This window comes from Enterococcus sp. JM9B (genome assembly GCF_009933265.1).
In the GTDB taxonomy this organism is placed as follows: domain Bacteria; phylum Bacillota; class Bacilli; order Lactobacillales; family Enterococcaceae; genus Enterococcus_C; species Enterococcus_C songbeiensis.
The window spans coordinates 26,384-46,111 of sequence record NZ_MAEK01000028.1 but is presented as its reverse complement, the minus strand read 5'-3'; the positions used below and the strand labels follow the sequence as shown (position 1 = coordinate 46,111).

Below are 19,728 nucleotides of genomic sequence, written 5' to 3'. Positions count from 1 at the left end.
AAGGAAAAACGACCCAAGTTGTCTATTTTTGATTATCTGCCTTTAACCAATGGTTCTGCTTGTTGGTTTTTCTTTCGTTGGATATAAACGAGATCCAACAATAGTCCCACAACAGCTAGTACAATTGCTGTGTAGAAGGCTTGGGTAAAGTCACCATTGTGGTTCGCTGCCATCCCGGTTGCAACTTTTGGTCCAAAAAAGGCTGCCGTCGAATACCCGATAAAAACGATACCGTAGTTGACACCTTGATTGACAGGACCGTAGTTTTCCATAACCATTGATGGAAAAACTCCCATCACGCCACCAAAACATAGACCTAAGCCGATAATACCGATAGCAAAAGCTGCCGTTCCCGAAAGCAAAGCTAATACTAATAGTGAACAAGCCACCACAGTATAGATAATCAGCAACGTTTTTGTCCGCCCAAGACGATCAGAGACGGTTCCCCAAAGAACGCGACCCAAGCAATTGCTTAGAGAATAAAGACTTACGTAAAACGCAGCAGCTGCCGCAGTTAAACCAAACATTTCTTGTCCAATGACTGCAGCATTTGATGCAATCATCAATCCGGAGAATGCACCGACGCCCAGCATAAAAATAATTAAATAAAATTCTGGTGTTTGCAACATCTTTTTCCAATTTTTATTAATTGAACTATTGCCACTTTTTACAACCGGCGCTGTCCATCCCTTTGGCTTGAAGTCAGTCGGTGCATTTTTAATAAAGAAATTGGCAACGACAACGACAAGTATATAGGCGATTCCTAACATCCGAAATGCGTACAACGCATCCTGTGATTCAATCAGACTATTGGCAATTGGTGCAGCAATAATTGCAGCCCCCCCCATTCCTGCTGTGATTAGTCCGGATGCTAAGCCACGTTTGTCTGGAAACAAGCGTAAGGTGTTGCTTAGGCAAGCAGAATAAGCAAATCCTTGCCCCAAACCAGCTAAAATACCATAAGTAAGATAAAGCATCCCTGGCGAATTTACTAGTCCAGTCAAGAAAAATCCTACGCCGAAAAGAATCCCACCAAAGAAAATCGTCCATTTGGCTAACCCTCTATCTGTTAGAAACCCACCAAGAATCATAGTGATTGGTCCAACAGCGGCATTAATAGTAAACGCCAACATAATTTCTGACATGCTCCAACCCTTTAATTGACTTAGTGGACCTGCAAAAACGCTAAACGCATACACTGCACCAGTACACAGCAAGACTGCTGTTGAAGCAATTAGAACTGGCCAGCGATTCAATGATTTATTTTCCATTTTCTTCCTCCATTGCTATTATTGTTACAAAATTCACATGGATTTTTAAAACCGCTAAACGAACAATCCATTTACTAAATCAATGAGCATTTTTCTACTCACTGATTTAGCAAATTTTTTCCTACACTATGGATGAATCATTTATTCAAAAAAATCTTTGATTGCCGTTTTCCCAGCGATTCGTCCAAAGGTAAAGATATCCGTTAAGGAATTTCCTCCCAAACGATTTCCTGCGTGAATTCCACCGGCAACTTCCCCGGCAGCATATAATCCAGAAATTTGTTTTCCATTTTTGTCTAAAACATGTGTCTGCGTATCAATCTTCAATCCACCCATAGTGTGGTGAACAGCTGGTTTTCTTGGTGTTGCATAGAATGGTGCTTTCGTAACTTTTAGATCGAAAACATCTTTGCCAAACTCAGGATCATTTCCTGCATCTACATAAGAGTTATATTTTTCAATCGTGTCTTTCAGAGTTGCTGGGTCCATTCCAAGTTGCTCTGCTAACCCTTCAATCGTTTCTGATCGGAATAAGGTTCCTGCAGCAACTTGTTTGTCTAATTTTTCTTGATTTGTATTGTAAGCTGTTTTTTTAATTTCATCATCGGCAATCAAGTAAAACAGACTGCCGTTATCAATGGCCGCTTGAGTCAGAACATCCCGACTTTCATACTCATTAACGAACCGTTTGCCTTTTTGATTAACCATAACAAAGTTTGCTGGCGGTACCTGTAACCCGCTGAATAGTGCTCCGGTATTCGGATCAGAAACAGGCATCATTTGTGAAAAGCCCATACCTACTAAATCCGCTCCCGCACTTTCACCTAGTTTGATTCCGTCACCGGTAATCGCAGGTGAATTCGATGTTTTAATGTCGTCATCAATTTGTGTCCAGTAAGTATTGTATTGTTTCAACATTTTCGTGTTGGCACCAAAACCACCTGAAGCCAAAACCACTGCTTTTGCATGAATCGTGACTTTTTGATTATTAATGCCTCGACCAATAAGACCTACTACCTTGCCATCTTCAATCAGTAATTCTTTGACTGGTGTATCGGTCAGAATTGTGCCGCCATTTTTCTCAACGAACTCTTTCAATGCAGAGATAAAGGCAAAGCCTTCACTTTTAAGAGGTTTGTGTCCCCGACGCCATTTTGCACCAACAGGCATATCCACGTGATTTTTATCGAACGCTACGCCAACTTCTTCCAACCATTCGACTGATTCCAATGCATGATCCGTTAAGATTTTTACAAGATCGTATTGACCATAAATGACATTTCCTTTTAAGTCTGTCCGTTTTCCTCCAAGATACGTTTGGATTCGATGCCAAATTGAGGAGTCAAAAAGATATTCTTTCGTGTCCGTAGTTTCCTTCAAATAAGCATTGATTTGTTGTTTCAATGTTTTAAAATCGGCTAAATATTCTGGATCGATCGTACTTTCATCTAGATGCAGCATTTCTTCCAATGTTGCACTTTCACCCGGCAAAGCATCAAAGCTATTTTGCCAAGCAGGATCCGCTGCATTCATTGGTCCTCCAGCTCGAACTGTATTTCCGCCAAGTGCAGGGAATTTTTCGACGAGGATTACTTTTTTTCCAGCCTGTAAAACACTGGCTGCCGCACTTAAACCTGCGCCACCACCACCGACAACAACAACATCTGTTGTGTATTCTACCGCTTTTGTTTGAGGAATGAAGCCGGTTTTGGGGCGCTTTCTTAAAGCATCCGGATTTGCTCCGGCAAGTTGTACCGCCTTTGCCACGCCATCAACTACCCCGTGACTGGTGACTGATGCCCCAGAAACGGCATCGACATTCAGGGTTTGCCCATCAATGATTTCTTGGGGAATTCGAGTAAAGACAATATCTGCAATTCCTTCTGATTCACCTGATGTATCGATATCGATTGCTTCGATTCGATCATCGCTTAAAGTGACAGTCATTGGTAGATTTCCGTTATGTCCCACCGCCGTCACTTCATATTTTCCTGGTTCAAAGGTGATATTTTCTGGAACATTCAATAAATTGGCAATTTCTGTAAAACGGATGAATTTTCGGAAACAGCTTTCTAGAAATTCAATCGTTCTAACATCCTTCAAATTACCATCTTCATCAAAGGCTTGTTGCGCACGACCTAGTAAAAATTCGCTCCCTGGCATAACCGAAGCATTTACTCCCGGTGCGTCCAAAATTTGCCGTAAATGCAATTGTGCGCGGGATGATCCTTGAACATCATAAGAAGCTCCAACAATCATAACTGGTTTACCATCGAAAGGATGGATATTGAAGGACAACCATTCTAAAACGCTCTTTAATGCAGAAGGAACGGAATGATTGTGTTCAGGTGTCGCAATGATGACTCCATCGGCTTCGCTGATTTTTTGGTTGAGGGTTTGGATGACTGGGCTTTCTGTTTGATCGTCTGTTTCATTAAACATTGGTACATTTTTGATTTCTAAAATTTCAATTTCAGCAGAATCTGCGAAATGTTTTTTCATGAATTGCACAAGTGTTCGATTATACGAATGATTGGCATTTGTTCCGATAAGTGCTGCATATTTCATTTTACTTCCTCCTCACTAGACTTCCCATGAAAATGGTTTGGTTTGTTTTTTACTGCGATCCTTTAACAATTGGTTGGTCAAGGTCACAAAATGCAAAAACTCATTAAAATCTTCTTCCAGTTCCGCAACCTTCTCTTGATCCTTCAGGTTTCCTTCTTCATCAAAGGCTTGTTCCGAATGACCTAATAAAAATTCGGCACTTGGCATAAGACGGGCTTTCAATTCTGGCGCATCTAAAATTTGACGCAAATGTGCTTGAGCCCGAGAAGACCCCAACGAACCCAATGAAGCCCCCGTTACCATCACAGGTTTATCAATTAATGGTTGTGTCGTATAAGATAGCCATTCCAAAACACTTTTTAAAGCAGCAGGAATTGTGTGATCATATTCTGGTGTACTGATAATCACACCATCAGCTTTGGTAATCTTATTTGATAGTTCTTGGACTGCTACTGGTGGTGTTTTATCTTCCGGCTCATCAAAAGCTGGGATATCTTTGATCTCACAAAGTTCGATGGTTGCTTGATCAGAAAAATGTCTTTGGATAAACTGTAATAATTTTCGATTGGTGGAACGATCCGAGTTTGTTCCAACGATTCCGATAAGTTTCATTTAAAAACTTCCTTTCAAAATTAAATGTGATATATTTAACAATATTGAAGAAAAAAATTTATGTTGCTCAAAAAATGCGCAAATAACTTTTTTATTTTTCTTCTGTTTTGTAGTAAATATCGTTTCCATTTACTTAAGGTCAGTCTAATCCTTACACAACTGTTTGTGAAATATTTATTTAACTATCATGCTATAAGTATTTTGTTATAATGAAAAGAAACTGGAGGGATACTCATGGCTCTAAAAGACTCACCGGTGATGCTGCATTATTTAGATATTCTTCTAAAGCACGGAAATTACACCAAAGCAGCCAAAGATTTATTTATTTCGCAGCCTTATTTAACCCAAGCGATTCAAAAAGTAGAACAAGAATTAGGAACAGAGATTATTAATCGTCATACCGGTCACCTGCAATTGACAGAGGCTGGCAAGGTTTACTATCAATATTTAGAAACCCTCGAAATGGAGGCCTCTCAACTTCAAAAGAAATTGGAGCTATATACTGATCCCGATCAAACAAAAATTCGAGTCGGCATCTTGTCTAGCTTAGGGATTTTTCTCCTGCCGCTTTTTCTGCCGGAATACCAGCAAAATAATCCAACAGTAAAATTGTTGTTGGATGAGAAGTTGCCAAAAACCAATGAAAGTAAGGTGTTGAAAGGCGAAACGAATTTTTACATCGGTCAAAATCCCGAGACCGTTTCCCCAAATCTAAAGGTTTACGAGTGTTCAAAAGAAAATTACTATGGTATCATTCCCGACTCTTCTCGTTTTTACCAAGCAGGTATTCGCTTATTAGACCTAAAATCGATTGCAATAAAGGACTTGCTGCAAGAAAAATTTGTGCTGACTTCCAGTGGATCAGCGATTCGTCGTCAAATGGATCAGCTCTTTCAAAAATATAAAATTGAACCCGCAATTTCCCTAGAAAGCGATAATATCTATACAGTGGTGGAACTTGCTAAAAACGGTCTTGGGTTAGCCATTGCTCCGGAAAGTGTAATTTATTCTCTTAAACCCGGAAACTATAATTTGTTTCCGGTTACCGAATTATCCCTGAGCTATTTCATTGCTCATCGTATGGATAAGACGCTCTCAAAAGCCGAAGAAAATTTTGTCACTGCTTTTTTAAAAGGCATTCAACAACAAAATTTTTCTTCTTTATTTCAAGACTAGCTAACCAACAACTAAAAAAACTTACGAGGTAACTATGGCTACATTACTCTTATTTTTCATTTATATTGCTTTTATTGGACTAGGCATACCCGACTCCCTATTAGGTACTGCTTGGCCGGCGATTTATCAAGATTTTCAAGTTCCGATTGCTTCCCTTAACATCCTAACATTGGTCCTGCAAGGAGCGACAGTTATCGCTAGTTTGAACAGTGCACGCTTGATTAGAACATTGGGAACCAACAAAACGGTAGTTATCAGTACCTTTGCCACAGCAATCGGTTTATTCGGCTTTTCTTTAGCTCCGAATTTTCTCTGGCTGGTCTTTTGCTCCATTCCCTTGGGTTTAGGTGGAGGCGCAATTGATGCTGCACTGAATAATTATGTTGCTCTTCACTATCAAGCGATTCACATGAATTTTCTCCATTGTTTTTATGGTATCGGAATCACTATGAGTCCTCTGCTGATGAGTCAGATTTTAGGTGGCGGCCAAAGCTGGCACCAAGGATACCGTTTAATGTTTTTTGTACAATTAGTGATCGCTTTTTTGATGGTTTTCAGCCAACCCTTATGGGGAAAGGTTCAGGCAAAATGGGCGCAGGTTCAAGAAGAAATCCAACCAAAACAAATTTCTTTGTTTCACCTAAGCAAAAATCCTAAAGTCCGCTTGGTGTGGCTTGTCTTTATTAGCTCTTGTGGATTGGAATTTACTAGTGGCATATGGGGCGCCAGCTATTTTGTTCAGGTTCGGGAAATACCGGTTGCCGCCGCTGCCGGTGTTTTAACCTTTTATTACTTGGGAATGACAATAGGTCGCTTTTTCTCCGGTGTCCTTTCCCGTTTTTTAACTACTTGGCAGATTATTTTTATCGGTGAGGGAATTATCTTTGGGGCTTTACTTCTACTCATTTTTCCCCTTCCACAAACGTTTGCCGCTTTGCCCTTATTTTTTATTGGTTTGGGCAATGGCCCGCTTTTTCCAAATTTCACGCATTTAACGCCAAAAACCTTTGGAAGGAACTATTCTCAAGCAGTGATTGGTTCACAAATGGCTGCTGCTTATATTGGTGTCATGCTGATTCCCCCTTTATTTGGTTGGCTCGCAGATCAATGGTCACTGCACTTATTTCCTTTCTTTCTTTTGCTCCTGACCATTTTGCTGACAGCTGCCAGTTATCTTCTAAAAAATGAAAAAAATGCAAACAAAAATTCCTCCGATTAACACGATCAGAGGAATTTTTGTTTTATACAGTTATATAGACAAAGCTTAATGTGTTGTTCCAACATTCAACTGAATGTCTTCTTTTTGTGTAACTGCAGCTTCAATCGCTAATTCAATGGTTTTTGCGATGGTAGTAATTGGCATTGATGGCGTATCTGCAGGTTTCCCCACTGCTTGACTTGTTTCAAAAGGTACGTGGATAAATCCTCCTTTAACAGTAGGAAATTCGTTGGCAATCGTGTACAACAAATTGTACATAATTTCGTTGCAGACAAAAGTTCCGGCAGTATAGGAAATGTAACCGGGCAGTCCATGATCATTGACATGTTTGACCATCGCTTTGATTGGTAAGGAAGTAAAATATGCTGTTTCGCCATCCTCCTGGACTTTAGCCCCTGCTGGCTGATTTCCTTTATTATCAGGAATCCGAGCTTCAATTAAATTGATTGCTACCCGTTCAAAAGAGACAGAGGCCCGACCCCCTGCCTGTCCGACACAAATAACGATATCAGGCGTTTCTTTTTGAATCGCTGTGCGAACTTTTTCTCCACTTTCGCCAAAAACAGTCGGTACTTCCAGCTTAATGATTTCTGCCCCAGCAATCTCATTAGGTAATAATTTAACTGCTTCATATGCAGGATTGACTTTTTCTCCGCCAAACGGATCAAAGCCGGTAACTAAAACTTTCATGTTCATCCAACCTTTCTTATTTGAAAATCAACATATAAACAATTTGGAAGACCAGCATAAACAAAGCGACAAAAATTTGATTTTTTATAACACCATATTTATCCTTCATTTCCAAAATAGCAACAGGTACAATGTTAAAATTGGCTGCCATTGGCGTCATCAATGTTCCGCAAAAACCGCAACTTAACGCCACCATTACAACCAATGCCGGATCTGCCCCATAGGCTAGTACAAAGGGCGCACCAATTCCGACAGTCATTACGGTGATTGCAGCAAAGGCATTTCCCATGATGATTGTAAAAATAACCATGCCTAGAGCATAGATAATGATTCCTACCGTCATGTTCCCTTTTGGCACGATTTCGCTCACTCCATTGGAAATAACTTCACCAACACCAGCCTGAGTAAATACCGCTCCTAATGAAGCCAAGAGCATCGGCAGCATGGATAACGGACCAACTGTTCCTAACATTTCCACCGCATCTTTGAAAAAAGTCGCCGGCTTATTATCTTTTGAAAAGAGCATCATTAAAACAATTGCCAGTAACACGCCAAGACCAACACCAACTAAAGCACCAAGCTTAGTGAACAAAGCAATAATAATTGCAACAAAACCAATACTCAACGCCGGCAGAAAAATCCGATTACCGATTTTATTTGCCATGTTTTCCATGTATTCTTTGCTTGCAGCATGACTTTTTCCTTTTGTCACTTTTTGCAAGATTGCTGGAATCGTCATCACTAAAATCAATACCCCAACCCAAACACTAGGAATCCAACGCCCAAAACCAATTACGATTCCTAAAATCAACCAAAAAATACCCGTACCAAACCGATTTTTATTGCTGTGATCCAATAAATTATAGATTCCTGTACCTGCTGAGATCAACCCCATGACAAGATAAGTGATCTCCAAAAGCTTCTCACTTAATAATACCTCTGAACTTGAAAAAAAGGTCATTTTATTTCTCCTCCTTTTCGCCATAATATTTTTTCATCAAACGTTTATCTTTAAAATAAAAATAAAGACAAGCAACGACTAAAGCCACAAGAGCAACGGGAATCTCAACGACCATCAAACGGACGAGTGAGACTTCATAGCCTAAACTTTTTAATGTAGACTGTACTAGCAATGCTCCTGCGCCACCGATAAATAAATTCTGTCCGAAAAACCAAGTGATATTTTCCATGGCGGAAGACATCCCTTTTAAGTCTTCGGAATAATTTTCATTTTCCGGCAATTTTTTCGATTCCACAGCGCCTTCCATCATCGGATAGACAATCGGACGGACGAATCCAGCGACACCGCCAAAGCTAACGTTAAATGCCGCAAAGATTGTACGAAACACCCCGTAAATCATCAAAATCGTACTGGTATTTACACGTTTTGCTTTTTTTATCAAGCGAGCAGCTGATTCTTTTAATCCATTTCTTTCCAAAGTTCCGGTTGCCAACATAATAATAATAAAAATAGCCATTCCTCTATTCGCAACGAAGCTCGTTCCCAAGGTCTCCAGCATTGCCGTAAATCCTAATCCACTGACTAGCGCTGTTGCGATCAGCGCAACCACAACAATCAGAATCGAATCCAACTTAAGTGCAAAGCCAATGATAACGATGACGACACCAATTAAACTTAAAATATTTGCATCCAATAAATGATTCCTACCTTTCATTAAACTAAAATCTATTCTACAGTAGTTTGAAAAAACTTCAACTAGACTGAAAATTTCCTTATTTTTTGCTGAAAAAAAACAAACCGTAACTAATAGTGTGTTTCTTTAGTAATCGACACTAAAAACGGTGTTTCATTGACAAATAGCAGAAACAACTATATAATTGCTTGCGCAAGCATAATTAACCGTTCGCTTACTGCTCACCTTTTGATTGGAGGATTTTTTATGAAAAAAAATAAACGCTGGATGATGCTGGCGATTTATGGCGCTACTTTTATGACCGCCATTGAGTCAACCATTGTGGTCACTGCTGCTAATGACATCTTTAAAAGTTTCAATAATCAAAATGACTCTGTTTCATTATTATTTTCGAGTTATCTCTTTGCCAGTGCAATTGCCACACCCTTTTTAAGTCATTGGGCCGATCAAATAGGAAAGAAAAAAATTTTTCTTTTCGGTTTAGCTCTATTTACTTTGGGAACGATGCTTTGCGGACTTTCGACTTCTTACCTCAGCCTAATTATTTTTCGAGTGATTCAAGGTATCGGTTCGGGTGGGATTCTACCTATTACCTTTGCCTTGATTGGTGATTTATTCGATTTAGAACAGCGGGGCAAAATCATGGGCTTGAATAATTCTGCATGGGGAATCGCCTCTCTGATTGCTCCTTTACTAGGAGGAATGTTGGTATCCAATTTTACTTGGCACTGGATTTTTTTCATTAATATTCCTTTTGGGATCGCGGTGTTCCTAATCGTGTTTTTCGTCTATCATGAAAAAAAGCAGCCAATAAAAAAAGAAAAAAACAGCCATTATCTTCGCCAACAGGTCATTTTTGCTGTGCTGCTATTTCTTATGCTTACAAGTATCCAACTAATGACAACAAATCTGCTTCTTGGGGCACTACTCTTTCTATTCGGGTGTGGATTACTTTGGGGATTTATCAAATTAGAACGAAAAGAAAAAATGCCGATTCTTCCCCTCACGACGTTTAGAAAGAAAAATTTTCTACTGTTTGTTGCAGTGATTTTTTTGATTAACGGGGCACTTATCGGGTTTCAAGTCTACGTACCATTATGGGTCCAAACTGAATTGCACTTCACCCCCACCTTGGCCGGTCTTGCTTTACTTCCTTCCTCGATCCTGTTCATTACCGGTTCTTATTTCTCTGCACAGCTTGCTGGTTATTTTGGTAAGAAAAAAATTTTGCTCCTTTCTTTAACACTTATTTTAGGTATTTTTGGGATTATGAGCTTTTTGCCTGCCTCAGCTTCTTATCTTATTCTTTTGTTATTAGCAGGATTTTCTGGGCTTGGCATCGGTCTAGTTTTTACAATCAGCCTGATCACTGCCCAGTCAAATGCCACGGAGGAAAATATCAGTACTGTCTCAGGATTTATTACCTTGTGTCGAACCTTAGGACAAAGTTTCATGATTACACTTTTAGGAATCTTTTATAGCTTTGGGTTTGCCCATGATTCTCAGACTTTGACTGGCTATCACCTCGTATTTCTTTTTTCAGCTCTCATCATTGGTGGCATCCTATTCCTGATCCTGCCTCGTAAAATTGAGAATTTCTAAAAATAGCTTTTAAAAATTTGAAAAATCGGCAGCCATTAAAATCGATAGCGAATGCTTTTCCCATCTTCAGACAAATCCTATTTTTGGCTATTTTAGTTTATCTCATGCTATACTTTCATTGGTAACGATTTCAACGGCATGTTAGGAGGAAAAAAAATGAAACAAGCATTTCCGTTTTTGACGTATAGTGGTCAGGCCGAAGCTGCGATTAATTGGTATCATCTAGCCTTTCCAAGTTCTGAAATTACCAAGTTAAACCGGTATGGGGAAGCCAGCAAAGATGAACCAAATCTTATTCTCGAAGGGGAACTGAAACTAGGTAATTTAGTGATTGGATTTTTAGATATGACTAAGGATTCTCCAGCACCAATCTCCAATTGGGCAACATCTATTTTAATTGAGGTAGACGGACAGACTGAATTTGATCAAGCGTTCAATACGCTAAAAGATGGTGGCACCATAATAATGCATGAAAAGAATTTTGATAAATATACTGAGATTTGTTGGGTTACCGACAAGTTTGGATTTACTTGGCAGTTGCTTTTTTAAACCTTTTGCAATCAACTAAAAAAGAAAATGCCATTTGTCTCTCCTGTTCATTGGAGATCAAATGGCGTTTTTTTCTGGTCCTCACAGCCAAAAAGTTTCCCACCTATCGAACGGAAAATAAAATAACTCAAAATGAAAAAAATCCACAGCTGTTATCGTGTCTAAGACAACAACTGTGGATTTTTATGATATAAACAAGTTATTCGACTAGCGACTCTTTTATTTTACAAAATCAGCCGCTTGGATTCCTGCTTGTCGGCCAAAAATAATAATTTCAGCTACAGAGTTTCCACCGATTCTGTTTTGTCCATGAAGGCCACCCGTTACTTCACCAGCAGCGAACAATCCTGGGATTGTTTCTCCATCTTTTTTCAATACTTCAGTTTTACTGTTGATTTTTACGCCACCCATTGTGTAATGGATTCCTGGTGCTATTTTAATTGCGTAAAATGGTCCTGTACTCAAATCATGATCCATCGCAGTTGTCCGATTAAAAGTGGTATCTTTTTTATCCGCAACGGCTTTGTTCCATGTATCAACGGTTTTTACTAAATCGTCCCCAGAAAATTTAAGTTTTTCACTTAATTCAGCAACTGTTTTTCCTTCAACAACGTATCCTTGCTTGTCATAAAACTCGATAGCTGTTGCCCGATCACGAACACCTTGATCAAAAACCAAGTAAGCTGCTTTAGCAGGTAACTTATTGATTGCTGCGGTAACATTGTCCCGGGTATCCAACTCATTTACAAAGCGATTTCCGTTCTCATCAACAAGAATGGCGCCTTCTCCACGAACAGCTTCTCCAATCAGTACGCCTTTGTCTTGTTGCACTGTAGGATGGACTTGGATTTGATCCATATCAACAGTATAGCCGCCAACGGATTCAATCATTTTGATTCCGTCTCCGGTGCTTCCTTCTTGATTGGTGGTTACGATTCCTTTTAAATCAGGTCGAACTTCTTCAATCATTTCAGCGCTGGCACCAAAACCACCAGTTGCTACAATAACTGCTTTTCCTGAGATTTCTTTCTCAGCTTGTCCCTTCACACTAACTTTCACACCTGTAACTTGGTCGTCTTCTTTGATCAATTCTTTTACATCGCTATTAACAAATACCGGAATCTCTCTTTTTTGAACATTTTCCGATAATCCTTTAACCAAATATTCACCGACTGCAGAACCATCTTCAGGACGATGGGTACGTTTTGTGCTCATACCGCCAGTAATTGTCAAGTTATTTAAACGGATATCTAATGAATCCAACCAATCGATAGCATCCGCAGAATGATCCACGAAATAACGTAACAATTCTTTATCATTTGTATCATGACCGCCTTTTAGCGTTTCTTCATAAAACGCATCGTTGCTGTCAGTGATTCCTTGTTCTTTTTGGAATTTTGTTTCTGACGCATTCATTCCAGAAGAAGCTTTATTTGTATTTCCTCCAACAACCGGCATTTTTTCAAAGATAACCGGATTTAAACCAGCATCTTTTGCTTCGATTGCTGCAGACATCCCTGCTCCACCGGAACCCACGATGATAATATCATATTCATCTTTCATTTCTTTCGGATCTGTATAGGCTTGGGCTGATGCTCCTGAAGCAACCTCCGCAGATTCGCTTGAGCTATTGGCTGAAGTATCTCCTTTGCCATTATCTGCAGAACACCCAGCAGCTAGAAATAATGCACTAGCTAATAAACCAAAAATTTTTGACGCTTTTTTCATTTTCTGACTCCCTCTTTTCTATTTTGAATGTACAGATTTAGTTTTCTGAAACATTCATGTAAATTGACCTTGAACATTTTCTCACATGAAGATTCAACTTTCAATGATTGTGAGAATTAATTCATTGATATTTTTTGAAACTTTAAATTGTATGGAAGAAAATAAATAAACATCGAAGCTGGTGGAAAACTTAGCTTCGATGCTCGTAGGTAGTACTGTCCACTTAATTCGGTAAAGTTATAAATTTTCAAGAAATCTCTTTTGTTTTAAATAGTCTTTCTATCAAACCCATTCTTGGTTATGGTATCAGCCAACCAAAAACTGGATTTCTTTGGTGTTCGTTTAAAATCTTCTTTCAAGTTTACACGGTAAAAACCGTAGCGATTTTTGTAAGCATTTAACCAGCTCCAACAATCAGAAAATGTCCACAAATGGTAACCAAAACAAGGGGATCCTTCCTCAATTGCACGATGGAGTTCCACCAAGTGATCCTCAATGAACTCAATGCGGTAGTCATCTTCAATGATTCCATCTAAATTTTCAAATCGTTCTTCTTCAGAAACACCCATGCCATTTTCAGAGATATACCAGGGAACATTCTCATAGCTATTCTTTAAACGCATGGCAATATCGTAAATACCGCGAGGATAGATTTCCCAGCCTCGATGAGGATTAATACGTTTTTCCGGCCAATCATAGTTTTGGAACAAATCGTGAGGACCTTTAATTGGCACATTTCTTCTATTCATGGGCACTGCCTGTACCCGCATTGGTTGATAATAGTTGCAGCCCAAAAAATCGACTGTATTTTTCAAAAAGGTTCCTTTATCCTCTGGTCTAGTTGTAGGATACAAATCCGCCTCTTTCAGCATATTGACAAATTCATCAGAGAAAGCGCCTTTAATAGCACAATCAAGGAAGCTACGGACATAGATGTGATCTGCCCACTTCGCTGCCTCTAGATCCTCCGGTGTATTACTCTTTGGATAAACCGGCGATAAATTTAAGATGATGGAAATTTGACCATCACCGTGCTTAGATTTTCTATAAGCCTCTACTGCCTTCGCATGAGCTAACATGGTGTGATAACCAACTTGCAATGCCCGTTTAAAATCATGAACTCTTGGCCAATGCGCATCACCATAATAGCCGCACTCAATGTGTACCAAAGGTTCATTAAAAGTCGCCCACTTTTTCACAATATCACCGAACTGGTCAAAAGCAACGCTTGCATAGTGAGCAAAGTATTCTACAGATTCCCGTACCTCCCAACCGCCTTTTTCCATCAACCACCACGGCATATCAAAATGAAACAAATTGATAATTGGTTCAACACCGTTATCTACTAATTCTTGAAAATATGCTCGATAAAAATCGACCGCCTTCGGATTTAATGTTTTACCATCTGGCAACAAACGAGTCCATGCAATAGAAGTTCGATACGAGTTCAAATTCATTGCCTTCATATTTGCTACTTCTTCTTTGTACATCTCATAGACATTAGAGGTATTTTCTGGCCCTACTTGATCATAAAAAAGTTCTGGTTCCAGTTCAAACCACTTGTCCCAAGTAGAAGAACTTTTTCCGTCTTTTGTCGCTGCCCCCTCAGATTGTGGCGCACTGGTTGCAGCCCCCCATAAAAATCCCTTTGGAAATTGATACATATGTGTTCCTCCTATTAAATGACCTTATTGTTTTCAGAATGGCCCCTGCTCCATTCTCGTTGTTCCCCATGAATAGAGGCATTTTAAAATACTGAACGCTCATTTCTCCAATAAGCGTTCAGTATTATTACATATCTTAACCATTTTTCACTATGCCTGTATTCTTTTACCTAACTAAAAAAATACCACTTCTACTTTCAAAAACTATTCAAAAAATTCCAGCCTTTTAGCAAAGGAATTTATATTCCGAATATTTCATTTTTTACTAATAAATTTTGAGTGCTAGGTAAAGTTGCATCATTCATGCGTGTCAACATTCTTTCCGAACAAAGTTGACCTATCATTTTTGTTGGTGCCTTGATTACAATTCGATCCTTTAGAAATTCTGCCATCTCACTAGTATAATCATAATGTGCTAAAATTAGTCCCTCTTTTCGAGGATCATCCGTATGTTGTAAAAACTCCAACACGCCCATTGCCATATTATAGTTGGTTACCACAAGAGCGGTAATATCTTGCTTCAATAATTTTGCAGCACCATGGTAGCCACTTAAACGGGAATAATCTCCAAATTCTACAATTAATTTTGTTTCAGGATGTCTTGCTACGGCACTTTCAGCTCCTGCTAAGCGTTCTCTAGCCACAAAATCATTTTGTGGGGCTGCTAAAATTCCAATACGGTGATGACCATTCGTTATAAAATGTTCGACAACCGTTGATACACTCTCAAAGTCGGCAACCTGCACTCGATCAACACCCTCTAGTTGAACTGGACTGTTAATAGTCAGTACTGGAATTGGAAGTTCAGCTAGTCGCTCCATACCGTCCCACTCTTGCTCCGACATAAAAACAATCAGACCATCCACAGAATGACGCATCAAATAGTCAATCTTCTTATTCACCATTGACATATCACCCTTAAATCCACTTAAAAGAATAGAATATCCATTAGCTTCCATAACTTCTTCGATTGCGCTCACTGTTTCTGCACCAAATTGACTGGAGATGCTGTTCATCAATAGACCGACCGAATAACTGCGATTATTTTTCAATCCTTTAGCAATAATATTTTCTTTATAATCCAGCTGTTCAATAGCTGTCGCAATTTTTTGCATATTAGCTTCTTTTAACTGCTGACCATTTAAATAGCGAGACACACTTCCAATTGACACTCCAGCCATTCTCGCCACTTCTCGGATAGATGACATGCTTCCACTTCCTCTCCAATAATCTAGTAATAAAATAGTCTTTTTGAAACATAAGTAGCTAATAAAGACCTGATTAACTTAATATTTGTAGAAAGATAGATCTTATATGATGATTGATCCAAAAAAAGACGCTACTTAGTGAAAAAAATTTCTTTCGTTAAATTACCAATCAAAACACGACACCCTTCGGCTACCTTCACAGTTTGATCAAAATCTGTATAGGTCAACTGAGTAGTTGGTAAATCAAACCTGATTCTCCGACTCTCTCCAGGTTCTAAATTTACTTTCACAAAATCTTTTAACAGCTTGTGTCGTTGAATCACAGATCCACCTAACAAACGGACAAAAAATAGTACACTTTCTTTCCCAGCGCAAATGCCATTATTTTTTACAGTTATATTCACTGTTATTTTGTCAGAATTTTTACTAATTTGCAAGTCATCGTAGAGAAACTCTGTATAGGAAAGTCCATAACCAAACTCATGAAGCGGTGCCCCAGATTCATCATAATAATCATCTTTTTTAGAAGCTGCTCGTTGATAATAGTAAACTGGCAATTGCTCAGAATTACGCGGATAGCTTATACTCAAACGCCCACTCGGATTATTTAATCCGGATAATGTTCTTGCGATAGCTGCTCCGCCTTGTTGACCGGGGAACCACCCAATTAAAACAGCATTCGATGCCGCTTCAACTTTACGAATATCATATGGACGACCTTGAATCAAAATGCTCACTACTGGCTTATTTAACCTGTGAATCTGTTCCAACAAATTCAACTGATGTCCGCCCAACGTGAGTGATGCCACATCAACATTCTCTCCGGAGTCCATATTGATTCCCTTTGAAGAAACAGCGCCATTTTTTAAAAATTCCATATTAAAATTACGTGCACTGGATCCACCTAGTACCAATATGATTACATCTGCATCTTGACAAGCTGTTATTGCTGCCGTAATTTTCTGTTCTTGATTTTCCGAATTTCGGACCTCACAGCCTTCCGCATAGACAACTTCTGACTGGGGAAAATGAGTCTTAACTTGATGATAGATGGAACGATCAGCTAAAGAATCGGCTTGAGGAGCTGTATAATCACCAAGCAACTCATACAATCCGTTCCCACTCGGGCCAACTACCGCTATTTTATTAAGTTTTTGTTTCAGCGGTAAAATCCCATCATTTTTTATCAATGTCAAAGATTCTTCTGCCACTTGTAAGTTCATTTTCTGAGATTCTACCAATAACTTTTCGAATTTTCCCCCTGGGGCTTTCACAACAGGATTATCAAAAAGGCCTAGTAAAAATTTGATCCCTAAAACATTGGCACAAGCAGCATCTAAATCAGCTTCTGCTATGATATTTTTTTCTATGCCTTCTGCAATTTGCAGATAAGTTTGGTCCCATAAACTTAAATCAATGCCAGCCTCTAAAGCAGCTTTCGCTCCTTCAATTGCTGTACGAAACACGTCTTCCAATCGATCAAGTGCAACGCCGTCAGCCATGACTAAGCCTTGATATCCCATTTCTTTTCGCATCACTTTTTGAAATAGTTCCCCATTGATGTGACATGGTACTCCGTCAATATCATTGTATGCCGCCATAACACCGACCGCATTACGTGTACTTTTCAAAAGTGGTAAGTAGATATCATTAAACTCACGACCTCCAATTGTGACTGTTCCAGAGTTATGTCCACCGAGCGCTTCCCCTTGCGCTATACAATGTTTCAAAACAACCCCAATTTGTTCTGGCTTTTTTTGAATCTCAGCTATTGTTTGGTCTAAATAAGAGACACTGTCACTGATTAAGTTTCCCTGAAAACCAGAAACAACAGCTTCACTCATCTTTGCTGCTAAAATAGGATCTTCTCCAAAACATTCTTCCGACCGTCCCCAACGAGGATCTTTAGCTAAGTCTAAAGTAGAAACTAGAGCCAAATGAACTCCTTTAGCTGCAAGTTCCTTTGCCATTAAGTGACTTGAATTTTCTACTAGCTCTGCGTTAAAAGTATTCCCTCTACCCAAATTTGTTGGATAGGATACTCCGCCAAGTCCTTGATGTCCATGCGGGCATTCCTCTACAATCAATGCCGGAATCTGCCAACGTGATTGACTCATCACATATTTTTGCACTTGATTAACAAGTTTCCAACTATCTTCCGGGGCAATTCCACTATCAAAACTAACTTTAGACCAAGGATCAGCCCGAAACAACCCATAAAGTGCGCCAATTCCGCCTCCCCATTTAACATGGTTTTTGAATTTATCTGTCAACACCACCGACCCGTCTGCCTGTTTTTCATAACATTCCCAACCATACAGATGTTGGTTCACTTGACCGACTTTTTCTTTTAAAGATAGTCGACTCATAAGATCCTCAACCCGTTCTCTGATAACTAGATCAGGATTTTGATAAGGATATTTAACCAATCAACTCGTCTCCTCTCATTTGTGCAGCTTTGTTAGAAGCCATAACAAATGGCATAAACAAGAATATATCTAATACTATTAATAGCACAGTCAAGATGCCAGCCATGATATCCCCTCCAGTAGCAATCACAGATTGAATAATTGGCGGTGTAATCCATGGGGCTGCTGCAACCGTTTTTCCTACCAGACCAATGCTCGTTGCAAAATAAGCAATAATCAAATTGATGGAAGGAATTAGTGCGCAAGGAATCATGAAAATTGGATTCATAACAACAGGCAAACCGAACATTACAGGCTCTGTGATATTGAAAAGGCAAGTAGTTAATCCCAGTTTGGCAATTTGTCGTTCATCACGGCGACGAGATACCCACAAAATTGCGATGACTAATGGTAAAATACAACCTCCACCGCCAATCAGTCCAAAAGCATTTGCAAATGGTTCTGTAATGATGTTTGGAATTGCTTCATGATTTTGAAAAGCAGTCATATTTTCTTCGATAGATTGTAGCATCGGTGCTTGTTTAATTGGCGCTAAAATACTTGATCCGTGCATTCCAAATACCCACAAGAAATCGGAAAAGAATTGTAAAAACAGCATTCCTGGTACCGAGAGGACAAATCCTCTTAATGGCGTTTGGATTGCCAAATTAATTAAGTCTGGTACATTCAAACCTGTCAGCTTTTTTAGAATAAAAACAAAAACACCAAAAACTAAAATAACCAAAACTTCAGGAACTAGCGAATTAAAGGATGTTGCAACTGCTGGTGGTACCCCATCCGGCATTTTAATTTTTAATTTTTTATATTTTGCTAAGTGGACAAATAATTCCGTACTCAATAGAGCACAAATCATCGCGGTAGCTAAACCTGAACTAGAAGTAAGTGCTTGAGGAAAAACACCAGTGGCATCAGCTGTGTTACCATCAAGTAAAGTAACCACTGTATTGACAGGCATTAAGATGAACATTGTTGCCAAACTCAAAACGCCAGCATGAACGGCACTAAAAGATGGATCATCGATTACCTTTGTCTTAATATAATAATTAGCCAAATTTACTCCGATATTGTAACAAACAATAATTGCCAAAATACTCATCGTTCCATTATTTACAATGACAGCCAACTCTGATAAAAAACTTAAGTCCACAAATTTTTGGACTGCAACATTTGAAAAAATCAAAGCGTTTAATAAAACCATAAATGATGCAGCCATAACTAGTGGCATAGTAATAATAAATGCATCACGAATTGCCAGCAAATGCCGTTGACCATTGATTTTTGACACAATTGGCAATAATTTCTCAGATACCTTATCTACAAATTTCATAAGAATTCTCCTTTGTTTTCTTTTTTTGAA

15 protein-coding genes are annotated in these 19,728 nt (G+C 39.1%); 4 read left to right on the top strand and 11 right to left on the bottom strand.

All coding sequences use genetic code 11. The features are described 5' to 3' along the window. Positions 1–32: 32 nt before the first annotated feature. The 3 genes from BAU16_RS07760 to BAU16_RS07750 form a co-directional block, all read right to left on the bottom strand. Positions 33–1,271 carry an L-lactate MFS transporter gene (locus BAU16_RS07760; protein ID WP_048603497.1) on the bottom strand — a complete coding sequence of 413 codons (1,239 nt, stop codon included), beginning with the start codon at positions 1,269–1,271 and terminating at the stop codon, positions 33–35. A gap of 141 nt (positions 1,272–1,412) precedes the next feature. Further along, positions 1,413–3,839 carry a flavocytochrome c gene (locus BAU16_RS07755; RefSeq protein WP_048603498.1) on the bottom strand — a complete coding sequence of 809 codons (2,427 nt, stop codon included), beginning with the start codon at positions 3,837–3,839 and terminating at the stop codon, positions 1,413–1,415. A 15-nt stretch (positions 3,840–3,854) separates the two neighbouring features. Beyond that, complete coding sequence (locus tag BAU16_RS07750; RefSeq protein ID WP_048603499.1) at positions 3,855–4,451, bottom strand: NADPH-dependent FMN reductase; 597 nt, start codon at positions 4,449–4,451, stop codon at positions 3,855–3,857. Positions 4,452–4,685: 234 nt separating this feature from the next. Here BAU16_RS07750 and BAU16_RS07745 point away from each other — a divergent pair, with 234 nt between their 5' ends. Together BAU16_RS07745 and BAU16_RS07740 are read left to right on the top strand one after the other, a co-directional pair. Further along, entirely contained in the window at positions 4,686–5,627 is a 942-nt protein-coding gene (locus tag BAU16_RS07745) for a LysR family transcriptional regulator (RefSeq protein WP_048603500.1), read from the top strand. Between the two features lie 34 nt (positions 5,628–5,661). Continuing rightward, positions 5,662–6,846 carry an MFS transporter gene (locus BAU16_RS07740; RefSeq protein ID WP_161526848.1) on the top strand — a complete coding sequence of 395 codons (1,185 nt, stop codon included), beginning with the start codon at positions 5,662–5,664 and terminating at the stop codon, positions 6,844–6,846. A gap of 45 nt (positions 6,847–6,891) precedes the next feature. Here the strand turns inward: BAU16_RS07740 and pcp are convergent, their stop codons facing one another. Genes pcp through BAU16_RS07725 form a run of 3 tightly spaced genes read right to left on the bottom strand, consistent with a single transcriptional unit; the run spans position 6,892 to position 9,191 of the window. After that, positions 6,892–7,536 (bottom strand): pyroglutamyl-peptidase I, encoded by a 645-nt coding sequence (gene pcp, locus BAU16_RS07735; RefSeq protein WP_137605582.1) that lies wholly within the window; start codon positions 7,534–7,536, stop codon positions 6,892–6,894. A gap of 16 nt (positions 7,537–7,552) precedes the next feature. Further along, entirely contained in the window at positions 7,553–8,497 is a 945-nt protein-coding gene (locus tag BAU16_RS07730) for a DUF979 domain-containing protein (protein WP_161526847.1), read from the bottom strand. Position 8,498: 1 nt separating this feature from the next. Then, positions 8,499–9,191: a DUF969 domain-containing protein gene (locus BAU16_RS07725; RefSeq protein ID WP_231586061.1), complete on the bottom strand. Its 693-nt coding sequence runs from the start codon at positions 9,189–9,191 to the stop codon at positions 8,499–8,501. Between the two features lie 246 nt (positions 9,192–9,437). On the opposite strand from BAU16_RS07725, the gene BAU16_RS07720 reads away from it, so the two are divergent. Further along, positions 9,438–10,793, top strand: coding sequence for an MFS transporter (locus BAU16_RS07720; RefSeq protein ID WP_161526846.1), 1,356 nt, complete (start codon positions 9,438–9,440; stop codon positions 10,791–10,793). 156 nt (positions 10,794–10,949) lie between these two features. Continuing rightward, positions 10,950–11,342 (top strand): VOC family protein, encoded by a 393-nt coding sequence (locus BAU16_RS07715; RefSeq protein WP_137605578.1) that lies wholly within the window; start codon positions 10,950–10,952, stop codon positions 11,340–11,342. Between the two features lie 219 nt (positions 11,343–11,561). Here the strand turns inward: BAU16_RS07715 and BAU16_RS07710 are convergent, their stop codons facing one another. The 5 genes from BAU16_RS07710 to BAU16_RS07690 form a co-directional block, all read right to left on the bottom strand. Next, on the bottom strand, positions 11,562–13,070 hold the full coding sequence (locus BAU16_RS07710; RefSeq protein ID WP_048603506.1) for a flavocytochrome c: 1,509 nt from the start codon (positions 13,068–13,070) through the stop codon (positions 11,562–11,564). Between the two features lie 266 nt (positions 13,071–13,336). After that, a complete protein-coding gene (locus tag BAU16_RS07705; RefSeq protein WP_137605577.1) occupies positions 13,337–14,734 on the bottom strand; it encodes a glycoside hydrolase family 1 protein in 1,398 nt (465 codons plus the stop codon). Between the two features lie 239 nt (positions 14,735–14,973). After that, on the bottom strand, positions 14,974–15,942 hold the full coding sequence (locus BAU16_RS07700) for a LacI family DNA-binding transcriptional regulator (protein ID WP_137605576.1): 969 nt from the start codon (positions 15,940–15,942) through the stop codon (positions 14,974–14,976). A gap of 131 nt (positions 15,943–16,073) precedes the next feature. Further along, positions 16,074–18,371 carry a glycoside hydrolase family 3 N-terminal domain-containing protein gene (locus BAU16_RS07695; RefSeq protein ID WP_137605575.1) on the bottom strand — a complete coding sequence of 766 codons (2,298 nt, stop codon included), beginning with the start codon at positions 18,369–18,371 and terminating at the stop codon, positions 16,074–16,076. Further along, positions 18,364–19,698: a PTS sugar transporter subunit IIC gene (locus tag BAU16_RS07690; protein ID WP_137605574.1), complete on the bottom strand. Its 1,335-nt coding sequence runs from the start codon at positions 19,696–19,698 to the stop codon at positions 18,364–18,366. The genes BAU16_RS07695 and BAU16_RS07690 overlap by 8 nt, the downstream gene beginning before the upstream one ends. Between the last annotated feature and the right edge of the window lie 30 nt (positions 19,699–19,728).